This window comes from Nostoc sp. (assembly GCF_036919895.1).
Lineage (GTDB): Bacteria > Cyanobacteriota > Cyanobacteriia > Cyanobacteriales > Nostocaceae > Nostoc.
The window spans coordinates 40,458-64,500 of sequence record NZ_JBALBW010000102.1 but is presented as its reverse complement, the minus strand read 5'-3'; the positions used below and the strand labels follow the sequence as shown (position 1 = coordinate 64,500).

The following is a 24,043-nucleotide window of genomic DNA, read 5'->3' as shown; positions in this document are numbered from 1 at the left end:
TAATCACATGAGGTACATCATAGTCCCCTCCTCGCTTGCGGGGAGGGGGTTGGGGGTGGGGTTCTTGTACCTCACTCAACTGAGAACCGCTATATTACTTTTGCAGAATTTGTAATAATGCTTGTCGATAAATTTTTAGCCCCTCTGCATTCAGATGGTCGCCATCAGTTGTCAAATTTTCTTTAAGAACATTATTTTCATACAAGGGTGCTAGTCCTGCTGCTTCAACTGGCACTTTTTCTGCCTCAGCAACTTGATTAATCAGAACATTAATTTGTTCGACTCTAGGAAGTGGGGCTGCTAAAGTTGGATCTAAGCTGGCTGCAACTGTTGAATAAAAAGCTGGAATCAGAAAAATCTGTTTATTTCCCATTGTTCTGACAAGTGCGATCGCCTCTTGGAGGTTTTTGCTAAACAACTCATCACTAATTCCATACCAAGCATCGTTTCCACCGATGGCAATAATGGCTTTTTCACATTTCACCTTGGTAGGAGCTAAACTTTTAAGTTGCTCCAGTAATGAGATTGTACTCAGACCATTTAACCCAAAATTAAAAGTACCATTCCCAAGAGTATTGCCAAGTTCAGCCGAAACAGAATCGCCAAATAAGCAACCTGAGAACTGTTTATCTTGAGCAGCAAGTATCTGATATTGCAGTGCAATTTGCCCTAACGGTGAAGAACTTACGTCGTCTTTCGGCGGTGCAGTAGCAGAACCAGAAGATAAATTGGCCATGCTGACTAGCTGAGAAATTTTTGATACGTCAAAGACTAGTTGATTACTAGGATAAGCTTCTAGAAAGCTGGTTATTCCTAAACCTTCTGGTGATTTGGCTCCTAAGATAATAGCAGATCGTAGCGCTTGGATACTGCCTCGATTGCTACCGGCGATCGCAGAACGTGTCGGAAAGACAGTCGCTTGGGAAACAAAAGATAAAATTTGCTTGCCCATTCCTGTGTTGATCAGCTTATCTAAAGCCGCAATATCAAGGGACATTTTCACCTGAAGAGCATCTTGAAACTTCTGTTTATCTTTAGCGCTGAAGTAACCTAAAAAAGATTTTAGATCGCCAGAAACCTTTTGTGTCTCGCCATAGTTGCGTATATCTGCTACTGGGATCGATTGCTCAAACAATCCGTACCTGACAGTAACTTTTTCGGCTGCTAAACTAGGCAACAAATCAAAACAACTATGTAGCAGCAAAAATATTAAGCACCCAGATAGGCTTATTAAAAGACGATAGAAATATTTCATCACAGAAGCATAGATAAAAAGATAGTCAATAATTAATAGTCAAGAGTCAAGAGTCAAAAGTCAAGAGGAATTGGAAATTGATCTTTAAAGTATTTTGTCTCCCCGCAACGAAACTAAGTTTCTTTCTGGTGAATCATGTCTTGTAATTGAAAGTTGTGCAACCATTTCTGCACGCGATGAAACCTCAAGCTTACGGAACATTCGCTTTAAGGCTTGCTTCACAGAATTTTCAGTAATCCAAAGTTCAGTCCCAATTTTTGCATTAGTTCGCCCCAAAGCAACCAACTCTGCAATCTGTAATTCACGAGGCGTTAAGCGATTGTTTTTAGAGAGGGGATGCTGCGACTTTTCTATACCCGTTAGACAGGGTTCGCCAACGGAAACACTTCGTGAATGCACTGTCGCCGCCCAAACAGATAAGTGCAAACAGATGGCACTTAAATCGACTAAGTTTTCGGTATCAAAGGGAGGCATTGACTTTTCTCGCGTACAGCCTACTACACCCACTAATTGACCGCGATTGATAATAGGCCCCGCCATCACATGCCAATGATCAGGACGGGGGCAGATTAATTTCCAAGCTTTAGGTGATGTTACTAATGCTTCGTGGACAGGAGCATGACGCTCCACTAAATAACGCGCTACAGGATTATGTTCGATTGAGAGGGCAATTTTCAGGATTTTCTGAAGATTTGGATATCCAAAGGGGAGTTGAGCGAAGAAAAAAATTCCCCATCGTTTTGCTGCAAAATACTCACCAATTTTTGGCACAATTTGCGATCGCATATCACGTTCGCTATGGGCTTGGTTGATGGCTTCAAAGAGAAGCTCCAAAGAACTTGTCATAGGTTAAGTGGTCTGAAGTGTACCCGATCGAGGTCTAGAAGCATTAAAGTACTCGGCCTAATATTAGCATCAGCAAAACGAGCAAGTTTAAGAGGTAGAAATGATACAAGATGCAGTGTTTGGCCCCTTCTTCGCAACAGTTTTTTTGACACTCCTCGTCTGGGTGTATATGTACATCCGCCGGATCGGATTCATTACAAGTCAAAAGATCCGCCCACAAGACCTGGCTGCACCTGTCGCACTGGTGCATATATGGCCATCTAGCGTATCCAATCCATCAGATAATCTAAAGAATCTATTCGAGATTCCGGTACTTTTCTATGTGCTTGTGCTATACCTCTTCATCACGAAGCAGGTGGATACAATCTATGTAAATACCGCATGGGTTTTTGTTATATTTCGAGCATTGCATAGCATCGTTCATTGTACATTCAATCTCATCATGCTTCGCTTCTACCTCTACCTATTCGCCACCCTCGCTGTGTGGTTCATTGCGATCCGCGCAGCCTTTATCTACTTCAGTGTGTAAGTATGCCTATAGGAATTATACATTGCTCCTTTGCTCACCCTCTACATCAACAGCCAACGTTAATTTGGGAATACTCAATCCAGTAGGAGTGAGGATGGAATGGTGGTAGAAGAAGGCGCATATTGGCTAGCTTGGACGCAAATTTCGGGAATTGGCCCGGTATTGCTGCGACGGCTGCAACAGCATTTTGGCACGCTGGCAACAGCTTGGAACGCTACCAAGGTACAGTTAGGAGAGGTGGAAGGTTTAGGTTTTCAGACACTAGAAAAAGTAGTACAACAGCGATCGCGTTTGCACCCAGAACAACTTTTCACCAAGCACCAGCAGGAAAACCCCAATTTCTGGACACCAGCAGATGCAGATTATCCTCGCTTACTGCTGGAAACTCCCAGTCCTCCACCGATTTTATACTATCGTGGTGAAGTCGAACTCCAAGAAAATCTCGGACAAAAACCGATGGTTGGAATTGTCGGCACTCGCCAACCCTCAGAATATGGTATTCGTTGGACTCGCCAAATTAGTACAGCTTTGGCTAAAAATGGCTTTACAGTTGTTTCTGGGATGGCAGAGGGAATTGACACAGAAAGCCACATCGCCGCCATGAAAGCAGGTGGACGCACGATCGCAGTTTTAGGAACTGGTGTAGATGTCATCTATCCACATAAAAATCGGGATTTGTACAAGCAAATTTTGACGGCTGGGTTAGTCGTGAGTGAGTACCCCACCAAAACCCCACCCGATCGCACGCACTTCCCCCGACGGAACCGGATTATTGCAGGTTTAAGCCGTGCTATCCTGGTAATGGAAGCACCAATTAAATCTGGTGCCTTAATTACTGCTACCTACGCCAATGAATTTGGCAGAGATGTATATGCATTACCTGGGAGACTGGACGATTATCCATCCCAAGGGTGCTTAAAGTTACTTAGTCAGGGAGCTTCTTTCATTCTTAAGGAACTAGATGAACTGTTAACAATGCTGGGAGCAATACCACAAATTGATGGAATTGAGACTTCCCCTTTGCCAGAACAGTTAAGTTTGCCACCTTTATCACCAGAATTGCAAACAGTAATGAATTCTTTCGCCATAGGCGTACCGGAGGTACTCACAAGTGAAGCTTTACCTTTCGATTTTATTGTTCAACAAACCGGCATGGCCGCTGGTTCAGTTTCCAGTGCTTTGTTACAGTTGGAACTTATGGGTTTAATTTCGCAATTGCCAGGAATGCGATATCAAAAAGTTTAGCTTTGTTTTTCGCAATCTAGCGATCGCATTTATGGCATAGGGATTTCAAGCCAAATTAAAATCAAACTGTCGTTTTTAATTATGAATTATCTTGGTGGATAATACTGGGGATTCATAACTGGAGATTGATAACCGTTTGTAGGTACAGTACTTCCTATGCCGTTGGGTGGAGGACTGACAACAGGAGGCTGATAAATGTTCATGGGCACTGTGCCTGTTGTACCGTTGGGTAAGGCAGGATTCGCAACCTGGGGCTGATAACCATTTGCGGGTATAATGCTTGTCGGACTATTAGATACGGCAGCATTCTGGCTAAATTCTTCGTAGGCAACACGGGAAATTGAGCTAATCAATTTTTCAGCGCGAGGATCGTTTTCGGGGCGTTGTACCATGACAGAGGCTATGTAGCGCTTGCCTGTTGGAACAACAATTAAACCTGTGTCTGCCAACATTGTGCCAATATCACCCGTTTTGTGGTATGCTCTCGCGCCTGTTCCCAAACCTGATGGTAACAGAGTATTTTTCTCGGTGCGACGCAAGATATCGAGCATGAGATCGCGTGATGGCACACTGACTAAATTTCCCTGACTCACAATCGCCATCAAATTCCCTAGTTCCTTGGGACTAGTGGTGTTTGTCCCTTGCAAATCTGGGAGTTGATTACGAATTGTTGTGGTTGTCAATCCCCAACTGCGGAAACGCTGGTTTAATGCCTCTATCCCTCCCAGTTTGGCAATCAGCATATTTGTCGCTGTGTTGTCGCTGATTGTAATCATTTTAGTGACTACTTCTAGAGCGGCGTACTGGGTTCCAGCTGGTTTGTATTGCAGATTTCCCGAACCGCCAGCAATTGACTCCTGTTGCATGGTCAGCATTTCATCCAGGCGAATTTTCCCTGCGTCCACATCCTGGAAAAAGGCAATCAGAATCGGCACTTTAATCGTGCTAGCCGCTGGAAAACTGGTAGAGCCATTGACATCTACATAATTACCAGTATCCAAATCTACCAAGAAAACGCCAGGTGTAAGATTTGGGTTGGTGGTGGCCAAATTTTGCACGGCATTTTTCAAAGAGGTAATTTCCTGGGATAGGTATAGGCTGGAAACTGCGGTTGGGGGAGTTTGGGCTGGTTGCGGCTGCGATCGCACATTACTATTAGATTGGGGCGCAGAAGTGGTGCTGATGCGATTCGCTGGGTCTAATACTGATAACACAGTGCCCACAATTGCACCCATCCCAACACCCACAATCAATAACCGCACAACATACAATATAGTTTTCGCCATTGGCTTTAACCGCGTCTTCCGCGATGAGCGCCTACCTGTTTTTGGCTTTTCCATCCGCACAGCTTTAACCATCACAGCACCTGGTCGGAAAGGAGGAATTTTCCCTTTCACGGTAGGTATTGATTTGACTGCTGTTGGCATGACTAACCCCGATTTTACCCTGCGTGTAGCACCAGGCGTTGGGGGAGGACTGATGCGATTTTTTGGGCGTGCTAGCGCTGCTTCTCGTCCATTGGTAGCTTGTTGCTGGCTGTTAGCTTTAACTTTCTTTTGTGCCACTTTTTGAACTTTTTGTGGACGTTGGCGGCGATTTAAGGGTTGTCGCCGCGAGAAAGCTGTTAGTTCGTCACTTGACTCTGACACAGTTACTCCTTGTGACCGACTTGACTGTTTTCTTGCAGACTCCTGACCCAAAACTTAATCTTTAAGCAATATTAATACTCAAATTCCACTTTGCCACTAAGTAGCATTTTTGTGTTTAGTTTAAGCCATATTAAATATTTTGGGGGGATGATTGCGTATATATTAAACGAATAATTACAAGTTTTCACCATCCCTTTGGTTTTTCAGGGCCCATTCTACCTGCTGTAAAATTCCTCGCAGCATTGCTACTTCCCCAGTTTTCAGGTGAGCGCGATTATATAGTTGGCGAAATTTTCCCATGCGACTAGCTGCCGTATGGGGATATACATAACCAATTTTCAGTAATAGTGATTCTAATTGCTGGTAGTATCCTTCCACAACATCTAAGGGTGCGAGTTCAGTTTGGGGTAAGGTCTGAATGTCAGATTGCGGGGCGCATTGTGACAATTCATAACAACAGATTGCTACGGCGGTGGCCAAATTTAGGGCTACATAATCTGGACTTGTGGGAATACCAACAAACCTCTGGGCATAATTTAATTCTTCATTGCTTAATCCCCGGTCTTCCCTGCCAAAAATCAGGGCTGCGGGTTTTTCTGGTTCCTCCAGTAACCAAGGTAGTGCGGTGCGGGGATTTTCTAAGGGTGTTTCTAAACTACGAACGCGACCGGTGGTAGCGATCGCCCGTACACATCCATGCAATGCTTCTGGTAAGGTCGCCACTAATTCCGCAGATTCGATAATTTCCTGAGCATGAACAGCCATCATCAAAGCTTCCGTCGATAGCGGATCGCATTGGGGGTTCACTAATACTAAATGATATAGCCCGAAATTTTTCATTACCCTGGCGATCGCCCCGATATTTATCGGCCCAGCTGGTTCTACCAACACAATTCTTAATCCAGCCAAGCCCATTTTTTGCCTCCTGCGATCGCACCAATAAGATATTTTTAAGCTAATTCTCAGCATTGTGGTTTTGCTGAAGAGTTCCCTTGGAATCATTTTAGCTGTGTAAGTGAATGCCTGTGTCAGGTTTGAACAGTTCAGCGCAATCTTCGCTGTTCAGCTAGTCGTTCGTCGCTTTCTTGATTGTAAAGGTGGTAGAACAGGCATTAAATCAATATTGCTCGCTCTACTGTAATATCAACTTTGTAACATCACGTGATTTTACTGAACAATGCCACAGCCAGCCCAAATAAAAAGCTTCAGGAAACGTTGGTTTCCTCAGATTATCGCAAGAACTTTGATTGTGCTGTTAGTGCTGGGGCTATTGTTAGCGGGATTCGCCACATCCACTGTTCGCCAATCCTTTCCGCAAGAGAGTGGCACAATTCAACTACCTAAACTCAAAGCTGAAGTAACCGTCCAGCGCGATAACTGGGGAATTCCCCATATTTATGCTGCTAACTCTCACGATTTATTTATGGCGCAAGGTTATATCCACGCCCAAGACCGTTTTTGGCAAATGGATTTTTGGCGACATATCGGTTCTGGCCGACTCTCAGAAATGTTTGGTTCCTCTCAGGTTGACACTGACAGATATCTGCGGACAATGGGTTGGGCCAGGGTAGCACAGCAAGAAATTCAGGAAATTAATGCAGAGATGAAAGCATATCTAGAAGCATACTCAGATGGTGTCAATGCTTATCTGAGGGAGCATCAAGGTAGCGCTCTCAGTCTAGAATACGCTGTGCTAAAATTCCTCAATCCTGGATATAAGCCAGAACCTTGGCAAATATTGCATTCCCTGACTTGGGGGAAAGTGATGGCTTACGATTTGGGTACAAATTTCCAGAGTGAAGTTGAACGTGCCATCCTGCTCAAAACCCTTACTCCCGCTCAAGTTGAGGAACTTTATCCACCCTATCCTCAAGATTTGCCAGCGATTTTACCTGAGTTCCAGAAAGGGAAAACAGGAGAGGATGAAAATTATGATAATCCGTCATTCACCGCCTTTGATATTGAGGAGGTAATGGAGGCAATTACCAAGCCGATGATGGCTTTGGAACAACTTATCGGCCCCACGGGAATAGGTATTGGTTCCAATAACTGGGTAATATCCGGTGAACGTACAGATACAGGTAAGCCAATTTTGGCAAATGACCCCCACTTAGGTGTGCAAATACCCTCTATTTGGTATGAGGTTGGCTTGCACTGCATATCCAAGAGTGCAGAATGTCCATACAACGTTACTGGTTTTTCCTTTGCCGGAATGATTGGGGTCATTATCGGTCATAGCGATCGCATTGCCTGGGGTGTAACTAATGTACTATCTGATGTAATGGATTTATACATCGAGAAAATCAATCCCAATAATCCCAATCAGTATGAGGTAAATGGCAAATGGGTTGATATGAAACTCGTGCAAGAGACGATTCAAGTTGCCGGAAGTCAGCCAATTGTCCAAACGGTGCGCTATACCCGCCACGGGCCGATTCTCTCTGATGTTTCGCCCAATCTGAAGGAGTTCCAACCAAGTCAGCTGTTAGAAATACCCCAAAACTACGCCGTAGCCTTGCGCTGGACAGCCCTAGAACCTTCCAAACTAGCAGATGCCATTCCCCAGATAAATCGCGCCCAAAACTGGCAGGAATTCCGCACTGCTGCGAGAAATTATGATGTCCCGGCTCAAAATTTGGTCTACGCCGACATTGATGGCAATATTGGCTACCAAATGCCTGGTAAATTCCCTATCCGAACTAAGGGAAATGGGCGTTATCCCGTTCCTGGTTGGACAGATGCTTATGAATGGCAAGGCTATATTGACTTTGAGAAGTTACCCAAAAGTTTCAATCCATCTCAAGGTTATATTGCTACTGCCAATAATTTAGTTATGCGTAAATATCCTTACTTAATTACCGCAGACTGGGTTTATGGCTATCGGGCGAAGCGCATCGTTGAGATGATTTCCCAACAAACGGAACCGATTTCTGTAGAAGATGTGCAGCAAATACAGGGTGACGATCGCAATCTCAATGCCCAAATATTAGTACCGCTACTGCAATCGATCGCTGTTGAGACTCCGCACTTGCAAGCAGCCCAAAAACTTCTCCGAGATTGGAATTTGCAATTGGGAATGACATTACCTGCTGCTGCCTTGTTTGAAGTATTCTGGAAACACTTGCTAGCAGATACCTTTCACGATCAGTTGCCTGAGAGATATTTTCCCAATGGGGGCGATCGCTGGTATGCTGTGGTAGCAAGTCTGGTAAAACAGCCCAATAGTTCTTGGTGGGATAATCGCAACACCCCAAAAGTTGAGAACCGCGACGAAATTTTGCAGCAATCCTTTACGGAAGCCGTGGATGAACTAGAACGGGTTCAAGGCAAAGATCCGAAAAACTGGAATTGGGGCAAACTACATACTGTTACTTTTCGGAATGCCACCTTGGGTAAATCTGGGGTTGCACCGATTGAAGCTTTATTTAATCGAGGCGCATTTGCCACGGCTGGTAACGGTGAAACAGTGAATGCTAACCGATGGAGAGCAAATAAATCCTTTGAGGTGACAGATATTCCTTCTCTGCGGATGATTGTAGATTTGGGAAATTTGGATAACTCAGTCGCGATTCATACACCTGGACAATCAGGACATGCTTTCCATAACCACTACAACGATATGGTTGACTCCTGGCGCAAGATTGAATACCACCCAATGTTGTGGGAGCAAAAGAAGATTACAACTAGTACTGCTGCGACATTGAAGTTAGTTCCAAAATTGGGAGTGTAAAGTGCAACCCAACTATAGAATGTTAACTTTTACTGCTTAAGTGTAATTACATACACGTTATAGTCAAAATGAAGTATAAAGTAACAGGGCAACAGAAATCAAGATTCTTTTTAGTTAGAAAAAAGCATTTTCGCTGGCCATTTATTTCTGCTGTCCAACTTTCCCGAAACATAGTTGGAGAAAATAGAACAAATGCAACGTGTATTTAAACAAAGTTTTATGCTTTCAGTCACTACTGCGATCGCATTATTATTTGCAGGTTGCGGAGAAAGTAAAGTTGCCCAATGTAACAAAGTTATAAAAGTTGCGAATCAGGCATCTAGTCTAGGTCAGGAATTCGGTAAAAATCCCAATCCGGCCAAAGGTTCTAAAGCTTTAACTGAACTTGCTGGTAAGATAGATCCACTTACCCAAGAGATGAAAACCCTCGAAATTAAGGATGAGAAGTTGCAAGGTTTTCAAGGACGCTTTATCACACTCTATCAGAACATTAGCAAGCAATTGAATAATGCAGCAGGCGCTATAGATAAAAAGAATATACCAGCAGCACAAGGCTTTTTGGTATCTCTGAAACAAAGTAGTACCGAAGAAAGTTCAATAGTTAGCGAAATTAATAGCTACTGTTCTGGTAAATAATCAATTATGCATGGAATCTTGAGCAAAAATATACTGGTTAAATAGTTGGTCGATAACCACCGAAAACAGCAAAGCTAAAATTTTTATACCAGCAATCCACATTTTGAAACCCTGCCGCTTCTAGCCAGCGAAGTTGAATATCAAGAGTTGCCATGCGATCGTATTCCATACGTTTTTGTGCAGCTTTGAGATCCTCTTCTAATATACCGTTAGCGCGGATAGAGTTTAACCAGTGTTGGCGATAAAGTTCTTCTAAATCAGCAGTTTTGCCGAGAATTTGGTCAGCATTGACAAATATTCCACCAGGTTTGAGGACATTATAAATCCGTTGATAAAGAAGTTCTTTGTCAAAATCAGAAAGATGGTGAATCGATAAGGCCGAGATTATAAGGTCGTAGGAATCACCCAAATCAGTCTCAATATAGTCACCAATTAAGATTTTGGGAGATTTACCCATTTTGCTAAATCTAAACTTAGCTTTTTCTAGCATCTCAGGGGCTAAATCTAGTAAGGTAAACTCTGCATTGGGGAAGACTGACTGAACCATACCTGAGTAAAGTCCAGTACCAGCACCCAAATCTAGAACTTTAAGCGGTGCAGTCCAATCGCCTGGCATGATTTCAACGGCTGTTTTGTAAAAGTCATCAAAACAGGGAATTAGAATCCGACGTAAGTTATCATAATCTCCGGCGGCAGAATTAAAAGCTTCTTGAATATTCATTTTTTAATTTTTAATATTGGTAGAACTTTCTGTTTTAACAACTCAATTAAAGCTGGTTCCATATACTCATAGTCATCAGGTATATCTAAACAAATAATTTTTTTATCTTTAAGAAATGGCTGAAAATTTTTTGATAGCTTGCTTTTATGGGATTTTTCCATCACAAAGATCGTATCAGCCCATTGAATAGCTTCTGTTGATAATGGTACTTGAGCATAGCGATCTAAACCTGCCGAATCAGTTTCAAGTTCTTCATATTCTGAAAACACAGCCTCGGCGGTGGGGCTTCGCAGTTTATTCTGGCTACAGATAAATAAAAGCTTTTTCATTAATTAGTATAAATTTTGTGTAGCCATTTATCGCAACTTTTTTTGAGAGATGCCTTAAAATACAAAGACGCAAAAACGCCTCTGCGTCTCTGCGTCTCTGCATGAGATATTCTCTACCTATACCATCTCTGATTCTGCCTGCATCATCTGCTGCGGCTGGGGCTGGAACATAAACAACGAGTACACCACATCTCGGCGAATGTTGACCATCATATCCAAGAAGAGTTCGTAACCCTCGCTCTTATATTCAATCAACGGGTCTTTTTGACCGTAACCACGCAATCCTACCGATTCGCGCAAGGCATCCATTTGTTGTAGGTGTTCCCGCCACAGGGTATCAATGCGTTGCAAAATAAAGAAGCGTTCGGCTTGGCGCATCAGTCCGGGTTGAACTTGGTCAATCTGCGCTTCTTTGAGATCGTAAGCAATTCGCACCTGTTCGTGGAGGAAGGCTTTTATCTCGCTGACTGACATATCTTCTAATTGATTCGGTTGCAAGTCTGCTAGCAGATAGACAAATTCTTTGACTTTCTCAACCAACTTTTCTAACTCCCACTCTTCCGAGGGTAAGTCTACGTTGATATAGTAGTCAACGATGTCATCCATCGTTTTTTCAGCGTACTTGATTACCTGTTCTTTCAAATCTTGACCTTCTAACACCCGGCGGCGTTCAGCATAAATAGCACGACGTTGATTATTCATCACCTCGTCATACTCAAATACCTGCTTACGGATGTCGTAGTAATAGGTTTCTACTTTTTTCTGTGCGCCTTCCAAACTCCGGGTGAGCATCCCAGATTCGATGGGCATATCTTCTTCTACGTTGAAGGCTTGCATTAAGCCAGCAACACGTTCGCCACCAAAAATCCGCAGTAGGTTATCCTCTAAACTGAGGAAGAATCTCGTGGTTCCAGGGTCGCCTTGTCTTCCTGCACGTCCCCGTAACTGGTTGTCAATCCGCCGCGATTCATGGCGTTCTGTACCAATTACGTGCAAACCACCGATTCCCACGACCTCATCATGTTCGCGGGTAGTAAATTGTTCGTATTCTTGCTTAATCCGCTTGTAGGCTTCCCGCAATTTGAGAATCACCGCATCGTCTATGGGAGCTTTTTCTGCGGCTACAGCTACCTTGTCTTCAGCTTCCAATTCCGGTAAACTGCGATCGCCATACTCACGGACTGCAATTTCTACTGCATCTTTCAGTAGTTTTTCTGTCTCTTTTGTCAATTGGGTGGGGAAAATTTCTGGTGAAGCCCGCCAAGTTTTAACTTTTTTCCCAGGGACAAAACCTTGACCACCACCGTGTCCTGTAGGCAATCCGGCTGGTCTTTGAACGCCAAAGCTATCTTCATCTTCTGGCATGACGATGCGGGGCATAAAGTATTCCCGCAGCTTCAGACGTGCCATGTATTCGGAGTTCCCACCCAAGATGATGTCTGTACCTCTACCAGCCATGTTGGTAGCAATAGTAACAGCACCTTTGCGTCCAGCTTGGGCAACGATTTCCGCTTCCCGCTCGACGTTTTCCGGTCTGGCGTTGAGTAATTCGTGGGGAATCTCCAGTTGCTTCAGCAGTCGGCTGAGAAGTTCGGATTTTTCCACACTAGTGGTTCCCACTAATACAGGTCGGCCGAGTTGGTGCATTTCGGCACATTCTTTTGCGATCGCACCCCACTTACCTGGTTCTGTCTTAAAGACCATATCAGATAAGTCTTCACGTCTTCTGGTTTGGTTGGTGGGAATTACGGCAACTTCTAGTTTGTAAATTTTTTCAAATTCTGGTTCTTCCGTTTTTGCTGTTCCTGTCATTCCACCCAATTTTGGATACAGCAAGAACATATTTTGATAAGTAATTGTCGCTAGAGTTTGAGTTTCTGGCTGAATCTCTTCGTGTTCTTTGGCTTCAATAGCCTGGTGTAATCCATCACTCCAGCGCCGTCCAGGTAGCACCCGACCGGTAAATTCATCCACAATTACCACTTCCCCATTGCGGACGATGTAATTTACATCCTTAAGGAAAAGTTCTTTGGCTTTAATTGCATTAAAAACGAAGTGCGCCCAAGGATCTTCGGGGTCAAATAAATCTGTGACTCCCAAAAGATTTTCCGATTCAGCAAAGCCTTCATCTGTCAGTAGCACGTTCCGGGCTTTTTCATCTACATCATAATGCTCGTCTTTTTTGAGCGTAAATGCGATTTCAGCCGCTTGCACATACTTTTCTGTAGGTCTTTCCACCTGCCCAGAAATAATCAGAGGTGTCCGCGCTTCATCAACTAAAATTGAATCTACTTCGTCAATTACGCAATAATTGAACGGGCGTTGCACCACATCTGCCATAGATGTCGCCATGTTATCCCGCAGGTAGTCGAAACCGACTTCGCTGTTGGTGACATAAGTGATGTCGCAATCGTAGTTTTTCTGGCGTTCGCTGGGAGTCATGCTTGACTGGATTAGCCCCACACTCAGCCCCAAAAACCGATGCACCTGCCCCATCCATTCAGCATCCCGACGAGCCAGGTAATCGTTCACAGTGATGACGTGTACACCTTTACCAGTTAGGGCATTTAAATAACTCGGCAAGGTTGCTACGAGGGTTTTACCCTCACCGGTTTTCATTTCGGCAATTTGCCCTACATGTAAAATGATACCGCCAAGCATTTGGACATCAAAGTGCCGTAAGCCTAAGACTCGTCGTCCTGCTTCCCGAACAACGGCGTAAGCTTCTGGTAAAAGGTCATCCAAGGCTTCACCTTTGGCAAGCCTTTGTTTAAATTCAACAGTTTTACCTTTTAACTCTTCATCAGAAAGAACTTTAATGTCTTCCTCTAAAAGGTTAATTTCAGTAACAGAAGGCTGGTATTTTTTAAGCTTACGAGCGTTGGGGTCGCCCAACAAAAGTTTTAACATGGCAGGTTATAGAACTGAATCAAGGGGGATGGGGATTAAAAGGTCGGCATTGATTATAAACATTTAACCCAACCCAACTGTCTTGGTCGTGGATGGGTGTGAAATGAGAATTACCTCAAAAACAGGAGAAAAACTAGTCAGTTAGTTTCTTAAATGATTGGTTTTAACTCTTATCTTACTATTTAGTCTTTCTTCATAGTATCATTTTGCCCCCAACTGGGGGCAGAGAAGGACTGGGGGAAGAGAGTTATGAGTTAGTTATAAATTTTCCGACCCCTAATTCCTGTACAGACAAAGATTTTTCGCGTCTCTCCTAATTCCTCACTTCCATTCTGCTGACAGGCGGCGGAAATTGTAGTCACTAGCACTAGGATGACAACTGACACAGCTACCAACTTGGACAGGACGTGGTAACTTCACTCCTGGATGCAAAGCTTTGAAATAACGCGAGTTGTTGACGCGATAGGGTGTTTCTTCATCATCTAGCTGAACGCGGGAGAAAGTCAAAAGATATTTCCACACCAAAATGCGCGGTGGATCGATTAAAGGCTTTAATTGTGCGCCGTAATGCTGCGAGTCTTGCAGGAGATTTTTCCAAGTTTGGGTGGGTAAAACAGCTGGTGGTAAAGCAATGTGGCAGGTAGAGCAGTTTTCTAAGTATAGTTCTTGCCCCAGTTGATACTGTGCAGGTACTACGTCAACTGTGCCAATTTCGGCGGGGGGTGTAGCACTTTGGGCATTAGTTGCTAAGGCTAGAAGCCAACCCATAGCTAGGCTCCACGTGACAATTACCAAAAGTAAACCGAAAAATTGGCGTTTGAATTGGCGTTCGGCACTTTGCTGTGGCGTTTGGCGTTGGCGTAGCCCGCCGTAGGCATCGCGGTTTTTGCGCTTAATAAAAATTGACATTCCTCACATTCCCAGATATTTAGAAGTGGCGCTTGTGCTAATCATAGGACTTACGCAGTATTGGTAGTGTTTCGGATTTTGTGTAAGTAGTTTTATTAATGGCAAGCCGCTCTGCGTCTTTTGTAGGAGATCCTAACATTTGAAATCCAAGCAAGATCGGTTGCATTGGATTTCAGATTCTGTTAGTAGTATTTCAAGAGAAAGCAATTAGACCAAAATCCTTTATTACCTTAAGGAATAGAAACCGATCGCAATAACCGCTCAACAACGGTTCTTGCATTCCTTCCTCCTCTAGGAATCAGGCGATGGCAAAGAACGTGAGGGACGAGAAATTTTACATCATCGGGAATAGCATAATCACGCCCTAATAGAAAAGCTAGCGCTTGGGCCGCCCGTTGTAATGCTAATGTGCCACGCGGACTTACACCAAGGGCGATTTCCTCATCTTGGCGTGTTGCTCGCACCAATTCGAGGATGTACTGTTGCAAGGAAGTTGCGACTTTTACTTGAGAGCAGAGGTAACGCAATTCCTGTACTTCCGCTAAGGTAATACAAGGCTGTAAATCAGCAACCTTCACACCCTTTTGGAGATTTTGCAGCATCAGGAGTTCTTCTGCCTCCGAAGGATAGCCCAAACTCAGCGACAACATGAACCGATCCATTTGCGCTTCCGGCAAAGGAAAAGTACCTTGATACTCAATAGGGTTTTGAGTGGCAATGACAAAAAACGGCTGGGGAACTGGACGAGAGACACCATCGACTGTTACCTGATGTTCTTCCATCACTTCGAGCAAAGCTGACTGAGTGCGGGGTGTAGCGCGGTTAATTTCGTCAGCTAGGAGGATATTGGTAAAGACTGGCCCGGGAAGAAAAGTAAATTCGCCGCTTTTTGGGTTCCAGATATTAGTACCAGTAATATCAGTTGGTAGTAAATCGGGGGTACATTGTAGCCGTTGAAACTTGCCATCCAGCGAACGAGCTAAGGATTTAGCAAGCAGGGTTTTACCAACACCAGGGACATCTTCTAAGAGGGCATGACCACCACCTAGCAAGGCTACTAGCACTAAGCGTATTGCCTCAGCTTTACCAACAATAGTAAGAGCCAGATTTTGGGTTAAAGCGTCAATTTTTTCTCTCATGCAGCGCGGGGAGTGGGGATTGGGGATTGGGGGGGAATGGGGATAAGGGGGAATGGGGATTAGGAATTTCTTCCCCTCACCCTCTTCCCCTGTGCCTTTTCAATCCATTCCCGATGCCCTATCTATTGTTCCCACTCAGCACTCAAAACTTCTTTCGCAACAACGCAGTCAAGTTGAATTTGTGTTTTGAGGGCTTCTAGAGAAGGAAATTTTTGTTCGGGGCGCAAAAATTTAACTAGTTCTACAGCCAGTTTTTTGCCATACAAATCACCAGACCAATCGAATAAATGTACTTCCGCAGATGAATAAGTACCATTTACAGTTGGGCGGTTGCCGATGTTCATTACGCCCAAGCTCTCGCTAGAAAGAGCGTCTGATGTTTCACTGAGAGTAAAAATGCGGACAGCGTAAACTCCTTGGCGGGGCAAAAACTTTTCTTTTGGTAGTTGGAGGTTGGCGGTGGGAAAGCCAATGGTTCTGCCCAATTGTTGACCTTGAACGACAACACCAAAGAGAGTGTAGGGACGACCTAGTAGTAGATTTGCGTTTTCGATGTCCCCCTGCTCAAGGGTTTGACGAATCAATGAAGTGCTAATGCGGGCATCTTGAGTCGGGGTAGTACTGACGCAACTGCTTTGAGTGGGCGAGTCACCTGTATAAGTTTGCAAGGGAACGATGGTAACGGGGATATTGTGTTTGGCGGCGATTAATTGCAAATCTTTGGCAGTGCCACTACGCTTTTCGCCAAAACAAAAATCCTGCCCGATGCTAATTCGCTGGCATTGCAGTTGTTGCACGAGAATTTTTTGGACGAATTCTTCAGGGGTTAACGCAGACAATTCTTTGTCAAAGGGTAGTAGTACCAGTTGCTCTACCCCAAGCGATCGCAATTGTTGGACTTTTTCATCCAGTGGCGTTAACAAAGTCCGAGGTTGCCCCGTAAAAAACTCCTGTGGATGGGGGTCAAAGGTGACAACTGTTGAGTAAGTATATTCTTGATTTGTTAGTTGTTGATTTTCCTTTGACTGCGGAGTACTGGCTACTGACAAGCGATCGCCACCGTGCAAGACTGGTTGAATTACTCTTTGATGACCAAGATGAACACCATCAAACTTGCCAAGGGCAACAGCAGTCGGCGTTAGCAGCCCTTCACTTGAAGAAGCAACCCACACAGAACACCCATTTTGAGACAAATTTAGCACGTGGATTCTGAGATTTTAGGTTTATTTTAGCTATCAGCAGGAAGCTACCTTATGGTAAACCGCCTTGAGGAGGACATTCACCAACTGCCCATGAGGTCTTGTGCGATCGGCCAAAACCCTAACCCACGGTAATTAGCCCCAGTTCAGCCGCAAGAGAGGGCTTCTGTGGGTATCTGGGCTGTGTTGGTGAATTTATAAAGTGTTTCCTCCTGTTGTCGCCCTTATCCTATGGTTGGCGTGACAACTCTGGGCAGCGCTGTCTCACCGTGCAGCCAACAGGTACGCTCTCGCGCTGAAAGCTTCTGATCACCAATCTAATCTAAAATCTCCAGTTCCTGCGATCGCAATCTTTAAGTAGAAAACTTACTAACAGGAAAAGATTCTGATAAGGCTACTGAGGTGGCAATCTGAAGTACCAACCCTTCTCGGGCCATGATCGCTCCAGGAAATTTCGCAGCTGCTTGTTTCCCTACACCATCTAAAAAGTCATCATCGTGTGCGGGATCGTGGTGGTAAATCACCAGAGTTTTGACATTAGCAGCTTGTGCCACTTTCACAGCTTCTTGCCAAGTAGAATGTCCCCAGCCAATTTTGGGGGATTTGGGAGAATGATATTCTTCGTCTGTGTAGGTGGAATCGTAAATTAGAATATCCGCATTCCGAGCTAACCACAGCACATTTTCATCGAGTCGATCGGGAAAATGTTCGGTATCGGTGATATAAGTAGCAGCACCACCACGCCAGTTGACGCGGTATCCTACGGCTTCACCTGGATGGTTTAAAGGTGCTGTTTCTATGGTAAGGTCATCGATGTGGATTGGTTGCCCTGGTCGAATATCGTAGAAATTTAAATTAGCTTGCATAATCTGCAAGGGTACGGGAAAGTTCGGGTGCAACATTTGATCGTTGAGGCGCTGTTCTATAGTAGAACCATCAGGTGCGATCGCGCCGTAGATATGAAAGTCATTTCCCTTCGCAAAACCTGGGGTAAAGAAGGGAAAACCCTGCATGTGATCCCAGTGAGAATGGGTAAAAAATATATGAGCTTCTAACGGCATCTGGCGCAACAAAGATTGCCCCAAAACATGTAGTCCCGTGCCAGCATCGAAAATTAAGCGTTTATCGCCCGCTTGCATTGATATGCAAGGGGTATTACCGCCGTAACGAACAGTGTGTGGCCCTGGACTGGGGATGCTGCCGCGAACGCCCCAAAATTGTACGGTAAATTGGTTCTCTATCCTAGACATAGGTGTTGCTTGCTGGACTGAGCGGGCGATATTTTGGATTGCTGCTTTATTTGGTTTAAGTTTATGCTGTCCTACTGATTTTGGTAGGGGAAGGATTTCTTGGTAAAACAGCATACCCTGTTTCTGATCGATCGTGTAAATGTGAATGAAATACTCTCAGATAAAATTTTTTAGCTTTTAGGGTGAATGTGTATCAGTTATTTCAAGAGTGCCCCTACGTTATAGCCTACATTTTTATCGAATGCATTTGAATAACCCCAGTTTTGTCCTGATAAGTCAAATAATTCCCGGAAAATTAAATTCCCAGTCAGACAATTTATCTAGTCCAGTTGCGTAGGTAAGATTGTACTGCAACGGCGTGATACTGATGTGGTTTTTACGGACAACGCTTACATCTGTTGGTACATTTTGTGGCAGATTTAAACCAGTTGGAGGTTCTACATCCTCAGTTACCTCTCCAGTTAACCAGTAGTACGTTTTTCCACGAGGATCGACTCGTTTATCAAACACATCAATATAACGCCGCACTCCTTGACGGGTAAGAGTAACACCGGCAATTTCTTCCCACTTCACAGCAGGAATATTAACGTTGAGCAACATTAAATCTGGCAGTGGTTTTTGGGCTAACTGGTCTACGAGAACTTTGGCAAACTTAGCAGCAGGTTGAAAGTCTTTAGATGTATGACTAATAAGACTCAGCGCTACGCTGGGAATACCTTCAATTAGACCTTCCATTGCCGCCGAAACAGTACCGGAATATAAGATTTCAGTTCCCAAATTTGCACCTTGATTAATGCCAGAGAGAACCAAATCGGGGGGAGTATCTAGCAAAGCCCACAGTGCCAATTTGACGCAATCTGAAGGCGTACCATCGCAAGCCCAAGCTTTGACAGCAGGATGAAAAATCGACTCAACAATTTCGGCACGAATGGGTTGGTGGAGAGTTAATCCATGTCCTGTTGCCGATCGCTCTCGATCTGGGCAAACTACACTAACATCATGACCTGCCTCTGCCAAGTAATTGGCTAGGGTACGAATCCCCAAGGCAGAAACGCCGTCGTCGTTGCTAATTAGTAATTTCATAGTCATTGGTCATTGGTCATTGGTCATTAGTTATTGGTCATTAGTTATTTGTTATTTGTTATTAGTCATTTGTCAATGTCGTAGGTCACAAGTGGCAAAAAACATTTATACTCACTAGTCCACTGTGGTGATAGTTTGCCCCTTATCTGTAAGTTGATTTATCGAGCAGTTCATGGCTTTTGACTATAGACTAATGACTAATGACCAATGACGAATAACTAATGACTAGCAATTTAGAAGCTCAACTTTTAGCACTGCGGCAATCAGGAGAAAAAGCGATCGCAGCCGCCGACACCCTAGAACGTCTGGAAGAACTCAGAGTTAATTATCTGGGTAAGAAAGGGGAACTGGGGGCACTGTTGCGAAGTATGGGGCAAATGAGCGCAGAGGAACGACCGAAAATTGGAGCGATCGCCAATACAGTCAAAGAATCTCTGCAAACTAGTCTAGACCAGCAACGCGCCGCCCTAGAATCCGCGCAAATTCAGGTACAACTAGAGGCGGAAACTCTGGATGTAACTATGCCGGGAATTTACAGCCCCCAAGGTCGCATTCATCCCCTCAACGGCATTATCGACCGGGCGCTGGATATCTTTGTTGGTATGGGCTACACGGTGGCTCAAGGGCCAGAGATGGAAACAGATTATTATAATTTTGAGGCTCTCAATACTCCGCCTGACCACCCCGCCCGTGATATGCAGGATACCTTCTACCTGCCAGATGGCAATCTTCTCCGCACTCATACCTCGTCAGTGCAAATTCGTTATATGGAAAGAGAAGAACCACCGATTCGGGTTGTGGCTCCAGGGCGAGTTTATCGGCGGGATAATGTCGATGCCACTCACTCGGCTGTTTTCCATCAAATAGAACTTTTAGCCATTGACCAAGGACTAACTTTTACAGACCTCAAAGGCACAATTAAGGTATTTTTACAAGCAGTATTTGGCGATTTACCGATTCGCTTCCGCGCCAGTTATTTCCCCTTTACCGAACCCTCGGCGGAGGTGGATTTGCAGTGGAATGGTCGCTGGCTAGAGGTGATGGGCTGCGGGATGGTCGATCCGAATGTACTTAAGTCTGTGGGTTATGACCCAGAAATTTATACTGGGTTTGCAGCCGGTTTTGGGGTAGAACGCTTTGCAATGGTGTTACACCAAATCGATGATATTCGCCGCTTGTATGCTAGCGATTTGCGATTTTTGCAGCAATTTTAGGGAAGCGATCGCTTTAAGTTAGCACAATTTGAAGCGGTTCTTGCCAATCTAACTGTAACTTTGAGTGAGCATTGCCGCTATTAATGGCAATTTCTACCCAGCCGTGACTGCCAACTAAAGCTACTACCTCTCCCACGCTGACATCACTGTAAGTTTTACAACCTGGTATATTCAACCCAGCAGCTTGCACGTGCCAAGTTTTGCCTTGTACGTAACTCGCTGGAATGTTGCTCGCTAAATTGCCAAAGTGGTCAATATATTGAATGCAACCCACCACACCATTGCCTGTTTGCTTGCACTTTTCTATATCCAGTTTGACTAAACTTGCTGGATCGATTTCTTGTCCTAGTTGTTTGAAGGGGACACCACTAGCAAGATTAGCTCCTACTGGTGCAAAGATATCTCTACCGTGAAAAGTGTTGCTTGCTTGAGGAGTTCGCCAATAGTTAAGATTTGTAAGTTCGACGGCTGCGATCGCCGGACTTTGACTAAGTACCCCGCTAAAGATACCATTATCAGGGCCGACTAGAAACCCTTGAGCAAATTCTACTGCGATCGCTCGTCGCTTGCTTCCCACACCAGGATCTACTACTGCCAGATGCACTGTTCCTACTGGGAAATAGAGATAAGCATTCATCAGGCAAAACCTGGCTGCGGCAATGTTTTGCGGCGGAATTTGGTGCGTTAAGTCTATCACTGCCAGTCTGGGGTTGATTTGGGCGATGACACCCTTCATTACGCCTACATAGATATCGCGATCGCCAAAATCGCTCAGAAAAGTCAGAATTAGTTGTTGACTTATCTGCTTTTTAGACATATTTTTGTTCAAAACTACAATAAAATATAAAAATCTGTAGCAACCGCTACAAAATGTGTGCTATGTTAACAATACCAGACATAAACTGAAAAATTAAGAAGGTAATCACTATGAATCAAGGTAGACTACAAAGTGCGAGGAAAGCCCAAGAAGTCCACAGAGAGAATATTCAAAAAAGCCTAGAGCATCGCTTACAAGTAGCTAGAGCAAAGGGCGACGAACAACTGATTCGTCAACTGGAAGCTGAAATGAGGTATTCCAGCTAAATCAAGTTTTCATTGTTCTTAGTTTGTTGTGTAACCCGCTACGGCGGGTTTTTTTTAGGGGTTTCTTTGGTAATCGTACTTTTAGAGATGCTCTTAGGGGGTTGGGGAACTTGAGTACCTCACTCAACTGAGAACTGCTATAAAAACTAATGATGACTATTGATAAAACCAACAGTTAATTCATAGATAAAAAACAATAGCTATTATTCGTTACTCAAATAGTTGATCGTATAAGATTTATTTAGAGTATTTATCTTAGATTTGTTTATATAAAGTAATTCCTTTTTGACAGATATAACGGTAAGCTATTTTAACAAGATTAAATAAAGATAAAATTGTCTTATCTGCAATCGCTGGGTTAACAGGGATCAATGTAAGTTGATTCAAAACCCCAAACTTTTGATGCAAATCTAGAGGTAAGTTGATGGCTCAGTTTCTACTTGAGACTGTTTGGCTAGTTCCTTGCTATGCCCTAATAGGTGGCTTGTTAGCCGTACCTTGGTCGCCGGGGATCATTCGGAAAACCGGGCCAAGACCGGCGGGTTACATAAATTTGGTGATGACATTTTTGGCCTTTGTACATAGTGCGATCGCCTTCCAAGCAACTTGGAATCATCCAGCCCAAGAAGTATTTATTCCTTGGTTATCTACAGCTGGTTTAGACCTCACCATTGCTTTAGAAATATCTTCGATTAGCGTCGGCGCTTTAGTTGTAATTACTGGCTTGAATTCGCTAGCGCAAATTTATGCCATCGGTTATATGGAGATGGATTGGGGTTGGGGACGCTTCTATTCCTTATTAGGATTATTTGAAGCGGGATTATGCGCCTTGGTTCTGTGTAATAATCTGTTCTTCAGCTATGTAATTTTGGAAGTCCTCACACTGGGAACCTATCTACTAGTTGGCTTATGGTTTAGCCAGCCGTTGGTAGTTTCAGGTGCAAGAGATGCTTTCTTAACCAAACGGGTGGGAGACTTATTCTTGCTGATGGGCGTGTTGGCATTATGGCCCCTAGCCGGAACTTGGAGTTATCCAGAACTAGCTGAGTGGGCGGCGACTGCTAACGTCAATCCAACAACAATGGCACTGGTAGGTTTAGCCTTAATTGCCGGGCCAATGGGTAAATGTGCTCAGTTCCCACTGCATCTGTGGTTGGATGAAGCAATGGAAGGCCCAGTTCCCAGTACAATTTTGCGGAATTCGGTAGTAGTTGCTAGTGGTGCATGGGTGTTGATTAAACTGCAACCTGTGTTAAGCCTGTCGCCCATAGTTTCTTCCGCTATGGTAGCCATTGGGGTAGTGACAGCGATTGGTGCTTCTTTAATTGCGATCGCTCAAATCGATCTTAAACGCTGCCAATCCTATTCTGTCAGCGCATACATGGGTTTAGTATTCATCGCCGTAGGAACCCAACAAAACGAAGCGGCGCTGTTATTAGTACTTACCAATGCTATATCCGCAGCCTTGTTGGTGATGAGTACCGGGGGAATTATTTGGAATAGCATTACCCAAGATGTTACCCAATTGGGCGGGTTGTGGACACGTCGGCCAATTTCCGCAATAGCCTTTATCGTCGGCACTTTGGGGTTAATTGGTTTTCCACCACTGGGTAGCTTTTGGGCGTTAGTAAAACTAGCAGATGGGTTGTGGGAAACCCAACCTTGGTTAGTAGGAGTAGTGATAGCTGTAAACGCTTTGACAGCAGTGAGTTTAACCAGAGAATTCGGTTTAATTTTTGGCGGTAAAGCCACACAAATGAGTCAGCGATCGCCTGAAGCACACTGGCCGATGATTTTGCCAATGGTAATCTTACTTGCCTTTAGTCTCCATCTTCCTTTAGTGTTGCAAAGCTTATCACTTCTACCCGATTGGGAAGCTTTAAATAAAGATGTCGTACTACTTTTAATTTGGTCGAGTATTTCCGCTTGCGGCATCACTGGGGTGGTTTATTTAGGCAATATTCCTAAACCAATTCGCCTCCCTTGGAAAGGTTTACAAGACTTGTTCGCATACGACTTTTACACCCCCAAACTTTATCGGATAACCATTATTTTTGGCGTTGCCAAAATTTCCCAACTTGCCGATATGATTGACCGTTTTGTAATCGATGGCATCGTTAATCTGGTTGGTTTATTTTCGCTACTGGGTGGTGAAAGTTTAAAATACAGTACCTCTGGACAAACCCAGTTCTACGCCTTAACCGTCTTACTAGGAGTAAGCTTTTTAGGAATGTGGGTAGCTTGGCCATTTTGGGGAGTGCAGTTTTTAAATTTGATTTTTCCAATTTCCGCAGTTGGGTAGTCGAACACGTTTTA

Annotated in this window: 20 protein-coding genes; 7 read left to right on the top strand and 13 right to left on the bottom strand. The window is 44.2% G+C overall.

Features of this window, described 5'->3' with window-relative positions:
- Positions 1-94: 94 nt before the first annotated feature.
- Entirely contained in the window at positions 95-1,180 is a 1,086-nt protein-coding gene (locus tag V7K55_RS20825) for an alpha/beta hydrolase (protein ID WP_334834528.1), read from the bottom strand.
- Between the two features lie 159 nt (positions 1,181-1,339).
- Entirely contained in the window at positions 1,340-2,101 is a 762-nt protein-coding gene (locus V7K55_RS20820; RefSeq protein WP_334834527.1) for a helix-turn-helix transcriptional regulator, read from the bottom strand.
- 100 nt (positions 2,102-2,201) lie between these two features.
- On the opposite strand from V7K55_RS20820, the gene V7K55_RS20815 reads away from it, so the two are divergent.
- Both V7K55_RS20815 and dprA read left to right on the top strand, forming a co-directional pair.
- Positions 2,202-2,630, top strand: coding sequence for an MAPEG family protein (locus V7K55_RS20815; RefSeq protein WP_334834526.1), 429 nt, complete (start codon positions 2,202-2,204; stop codon positions 2,628-2,630).
- A gap of 102 nt (positions 2,631-2,732) precedes the next feature.
- Positions 2,733-3,875, top strand: coding sequence for a DNA-processing protein DprA (dprA, locus tag V7K55_RS20810; RefSeq protein WP_334834533.1), 1,143 nt, complete (start codon positions 2,733-2,735; stop codon positions 3,873-3,875).
- Between the two features lie 86 nt (positions 3,876-3,961).
- On the opposite strand, the gene V7K55_RS20805 is transcribed toward dprA, so the two are convergent.
- Both V7K55_RS20805 and V7K55_RS20800 read right to left on the bottom strand, forming a co-directional pair.
- Positions 3,962-5,524, bottom strand: coding sequence for a serine hydrolase (locus V7K55_RS20805; RefSeq protein WP_334834525.1), 1,563 nt, complete (start codon positions 5,522-5,524; stop codon positions 3,962-3,964).
- A gap of 174 nt (positions 5,525-5,698) precedes the next feature.
- Positions 5,699-6,439 carry an RNA methyltransferase gene (locus tag V7K55_RS20800; protein WP_334834532.1) on the bottom strand — a complete coding sequence of 247 codons (741 nt, stop codon included), beginning with the start codon at positions 6,437-6,439 and terminating at the stop codon, positions 5,699-5,701.
- Positions 6,440-6,701: 262 nt separating this feature from the next.
- Here V7K55_RS20800 and V7K55_RS20795 point away from each other — a divergent pair, with 262 nt between their 5' ends.
- Both V7K55_RS20795 and V7K55_RS20790 read left to right on the top strand, forming a co-directional pair.
- Positions 6,702-9,254 (top strand): penicillin acylase family protein, encoded by a 2,553-nt coding sequence (locus tag V7K55_RS20795; protein ID WP_334834524.1) that lies wholly within the window; start codon positions 6,702-6,704, stop codon positions 9,252-9,254.
- A gap of 192 nt (positions 9,255-9,446) precedes the next feature.
- Positions 9,447-9,890 (top strand): hypothetical protein, encoded by a 444-nt coding sequence (locus V7K55_RS20790; RefSeq protein ID WP_334834523.1) that lies wholly within the window; start codon positions 9,447-9,449, stop codon positions 9,888-9,890.
- A 37-nt stretch (positions 9,891-9,927) separates the two neighbouring features.
- Here V7K55_RS20790 and V7K55_RS20785 read toward each other — a convergent pair whose 3' ends face one another.
- From V7K55_RS20785 to surE, 8 genes are all read right to left on the bottom strand, one after another.
- On the bottom strand, positions 9,928-10,611 hold the full coding sequence (locus V7K55_RS20785) for a class I SAM-dependent methyltransferase (RefSeq protein ID WP_334834522.1): 684 nt from the start codon (positions 10,609-10,611) through the stop codon (positions 9,928-9,930).
- Positions 10,608-10,940 carry a low molecular weight protein tyrosine phosphatase family protein gene (locus V7K55_RS20780; RefSeq protein WP_334834521.1) on the bottom strand — a complete coding sequence of 111 codons (333 nt, stop codon included), beginning with the start codon at positions 10,938-10,940 and terminating at the stop codon, positions 10,608-10,610. The genes V7K55_RS20785 and V7K55_RS20780 overlap by 4 nt, the downstream gene beginning before the upstream one ends.
- Positions 10,941-11,057: 117 nt before the next feature.
- The gene (gene secA / locus V7K55_RS20775; protein WP_334834520.1) at positions 11,058-13,850 is read right to left on the bottom strand and encodes a preprotein translocase subunit SecA; all 2,793 of its coding nucleotides are present in this window, start codon (positions 13,848-13,850) and stop codon (positions 11,058-11,060) included.
- Between the two features lie 321 nt (positions 13,851-14,171).
- Positions 14,172-14,759, bottom strand: a complete 588-nt coding sequence (locus V7K55_RS20770) for a cytochrome C (protein WP_442949102.1) — start codon at positions 14,757-14,759, stop codon at positions 14,172-14,174.
- Positions 14,760-14,989: 230 nt separating this feature from the next.
- Positions 14,990-15,898, bottom strand: coding sequence for an AAA family ATPase (locus tag V7K55_RS20765; RefSeq protein ID WP_334834519.1), 909 nt, complete (start codon positions 15,896-15,898; stop codon positions 14,990-14,992).
- 122 nt (positions 15,899-16,020) lie between these two features.
- Positions 16,021-17,100, bottom strand: coding sequence for a bifunctional riboflavin kinase/FAD synthetase (locus V7K55_RS20760; protein WP_334834518.1), 1,080 nt, complete (start codon positions 17,098-17,100; stop codon positions 16,021-16,023).
- 350 nt (positions 17,101-17,450) lie between these two features.
- Entirely contained in the window at positions 17,451-18,347 is an 897-nt protein-coding gene (locus V7K55_RS20755; protein ID WP_334834531.1) for an MBL fold metallo-hydrolase, read from the bottom strand.
- Positions 18,348-18,623: 276 nt separating this feature from the next.
- Positions 18,624-19,430, bottom strand: coding sequence for a 5'/3'-nucleotidase SurE (gene surE, locus V7K55_RS20750; RefSeq protein WP_334834530.1), 807 nt, complete (start codon positions 19,428-19,430; stop codon positions 18,624-18,626).
- Positions 19,431-19,651: 221 nt separating this feature from the next.
- On the opposite strand from surE, the gene pheS reads away from it, so the two are divergent.
- Positions 19,652-20,644, top strand: a complete 993-nt coding sequence (gene pheS / locus V7K55_RS20745) for a phenylalanine--tRNA ligase subunit alpha (protein WP_334834516.1) — start codon at positions 19,652-19,654, stop codon at positions 20,642-20,644.
- Positions 20,645-20,657: 13 nt separating this feature from the next.
- On the opposite strand, the gene V7K55_RS20740 is transcribed toward pheS, so the two are convergent.
- On the bottom strand, positions 20,658-21,461 hold the full coding sequence (locus tag V7K55_RS20740) for an SAM hydrolase/SAM-dependent halogenase family protein (protein WP_334834515.1): 804 nt from the start codon (positions 21,459-21,461) through the stop codon (positions 20,658-20,660).
- Positions 21,462-21,571: 110 nt separating this feature from the next.
- Here V7K55_RS20740 and pirA point away from each other — a divergent pair, with 110 nt between their 5' ends.
- Together pirA and V7K55_RS20730 are read left to right on the top strand one after the other, a co-directional pair.
- Complete coding sequence (gene pirA, locus V7K55_RS20735; RefSeq protein WP_012409843.1) at positions 21,572-21,727, top strand: arginine synthesis PII-interacting regulator PirA; 156 nt, start codon at positions 21,572-21,574, stop codon at positions 21,725-21,727.
- A 424-nt stretch (positions 21,728-22,151) separates the two neighbouring features.
- The gene (locus tag V7K55_RS20730) at positions 22,152-24,029 is read left to right on the top strand and encodes an NAD(P)H-quinone oxidoreductase subunit F (RefSeq protein ID WP_334834512.1); all 1,878 of its coding nucleotides are present in this window, start codon (positions 22,152-22,154) and stop codon (positions 24,027-24,029) included.
- Positions 24,030-24,043: the final 14 nt, after the last annotated feature.

What these genes read in the sequence shown, in the direction of transcription:
- V7K55_RS20820 (WP_334834527.1), bottom strand. Translation starts at nt 2,101, where the DNA reads ATGACAAGTTCTTTGGAGCTTCTCTTTGAAGCCATCAACCAAGCCCAT.
- V7K55_RS20815 (WP_334834526.1), top strand. Translation starts at nt 2,202, where the DNA reads ATGATACAAGATGCAGTGTTTGGCCCCTTCTTCGCAACAGTTTTTTTG.
- V7K55_RS20800 (WP_334834532.1), bottom strand. Translation starts at nt 6,439, where the DNA reads ATGGGCTTGGCTGGATTAAGAATTGTGTTGGTAGAACCAGCTGGGCCG.
- V7K55_RS20795 (WP_334834524.1), top strand. Translation starts at nt 6,702, where the DNA reads ATGCCACAGCCAGCCCAAATAAAAAGCTTCAGGAAACGTTGGTTTCCT.
- V7K55_RS20790 (WP_334834523.1), top strand. Translation starts at nt 9,447, where the DNA reads ATGCAACGTGTATTTAAACAAAGTTTTATGCTTTCAGTCACTACTGCG.
- V7K55_RS20785 (WP_334834522.1), bottom strand. Translation starts at nt 10,611, where the DNA reads ATGAATATTCAAGAAGCTTTTAATTCTGCCGCCGGAGATTATGATAAC.
- V7K55_RS20780 (WP_334834521.1), bottom strand. Translation starts at nt 10,940, where the DNA reads ATGAAAAAGCTTTTATTTATCTGTAGCCAGAATAAACTGCGAAGCCCC.
- secA (WP_334834520.1), bottom strand. Translation starts at nt 13,850, where the DNA reads ATGTTAAAACTTTTGTTGGGCGACCCCAACGCTCGTAAGCTTAAAAAA.
- V7K55_RS20770 (WP_442949102.1), bottom strand. Translation starts at nt 14,759, where the DNA reads ATGTCAATTTTTATTAAGCGCAAAAACCGCGATGCCTACGGCGGGCTA.
- V7K55_RS20765 (WP_334834519.1), bottom strand. Translation starts at nt 15,898, where the DNA reads ATGAGAGAAAAAATTGACGCTTTAACCCAAAATCTGGCTCTTACTATT.
- V7K55_RS20755 (WP_334834531.1), bottom strand. Translation starts at nt 18,347, where the DNA reads ATGTCTAGGATAGAGAACCAATTTACCGTACAATTTTGGGGCGTTCGC.
- surE (WP_334834530.1), bottom strand. Translation starts at nt 19,430, where the DNA reads ATGAAATTACTAATTAGCAACGACGACGGCGTTTCTGCCTTGGGGATT.
- pheS (WP_334834516.1), top strand. Translation starts at nt 19,652, where the DNA reads ATGACTAGCAATTTAGAAGCTCAACTTTTAGCACTGCGGCAATCAGGA.
- V7K55_RS20740 (WP_334834515.1), bottom strand. Translation starts at nt 21,461, where the DNA reads ATGTCTAAAAAGCAGATAAGTCAACAACTAATTCTGACTTTTCTGAGC.
- pirA (WP_012409843.1), top strand. Translation starts at nt 21,572, where the DNA reads ATGAATCAAGGTAGACTACAAAGTGCGAGGAAAGCCCAAGAAGTCCAC.
- V7K55_RS20730 (WP_334834512.1), top strand. Translation starts at nt 22,152, where the DNA reads ATGGCTCAGTTTCTACTTGAGACTGTTTGGCTAGTTCCTTGCTATGCC.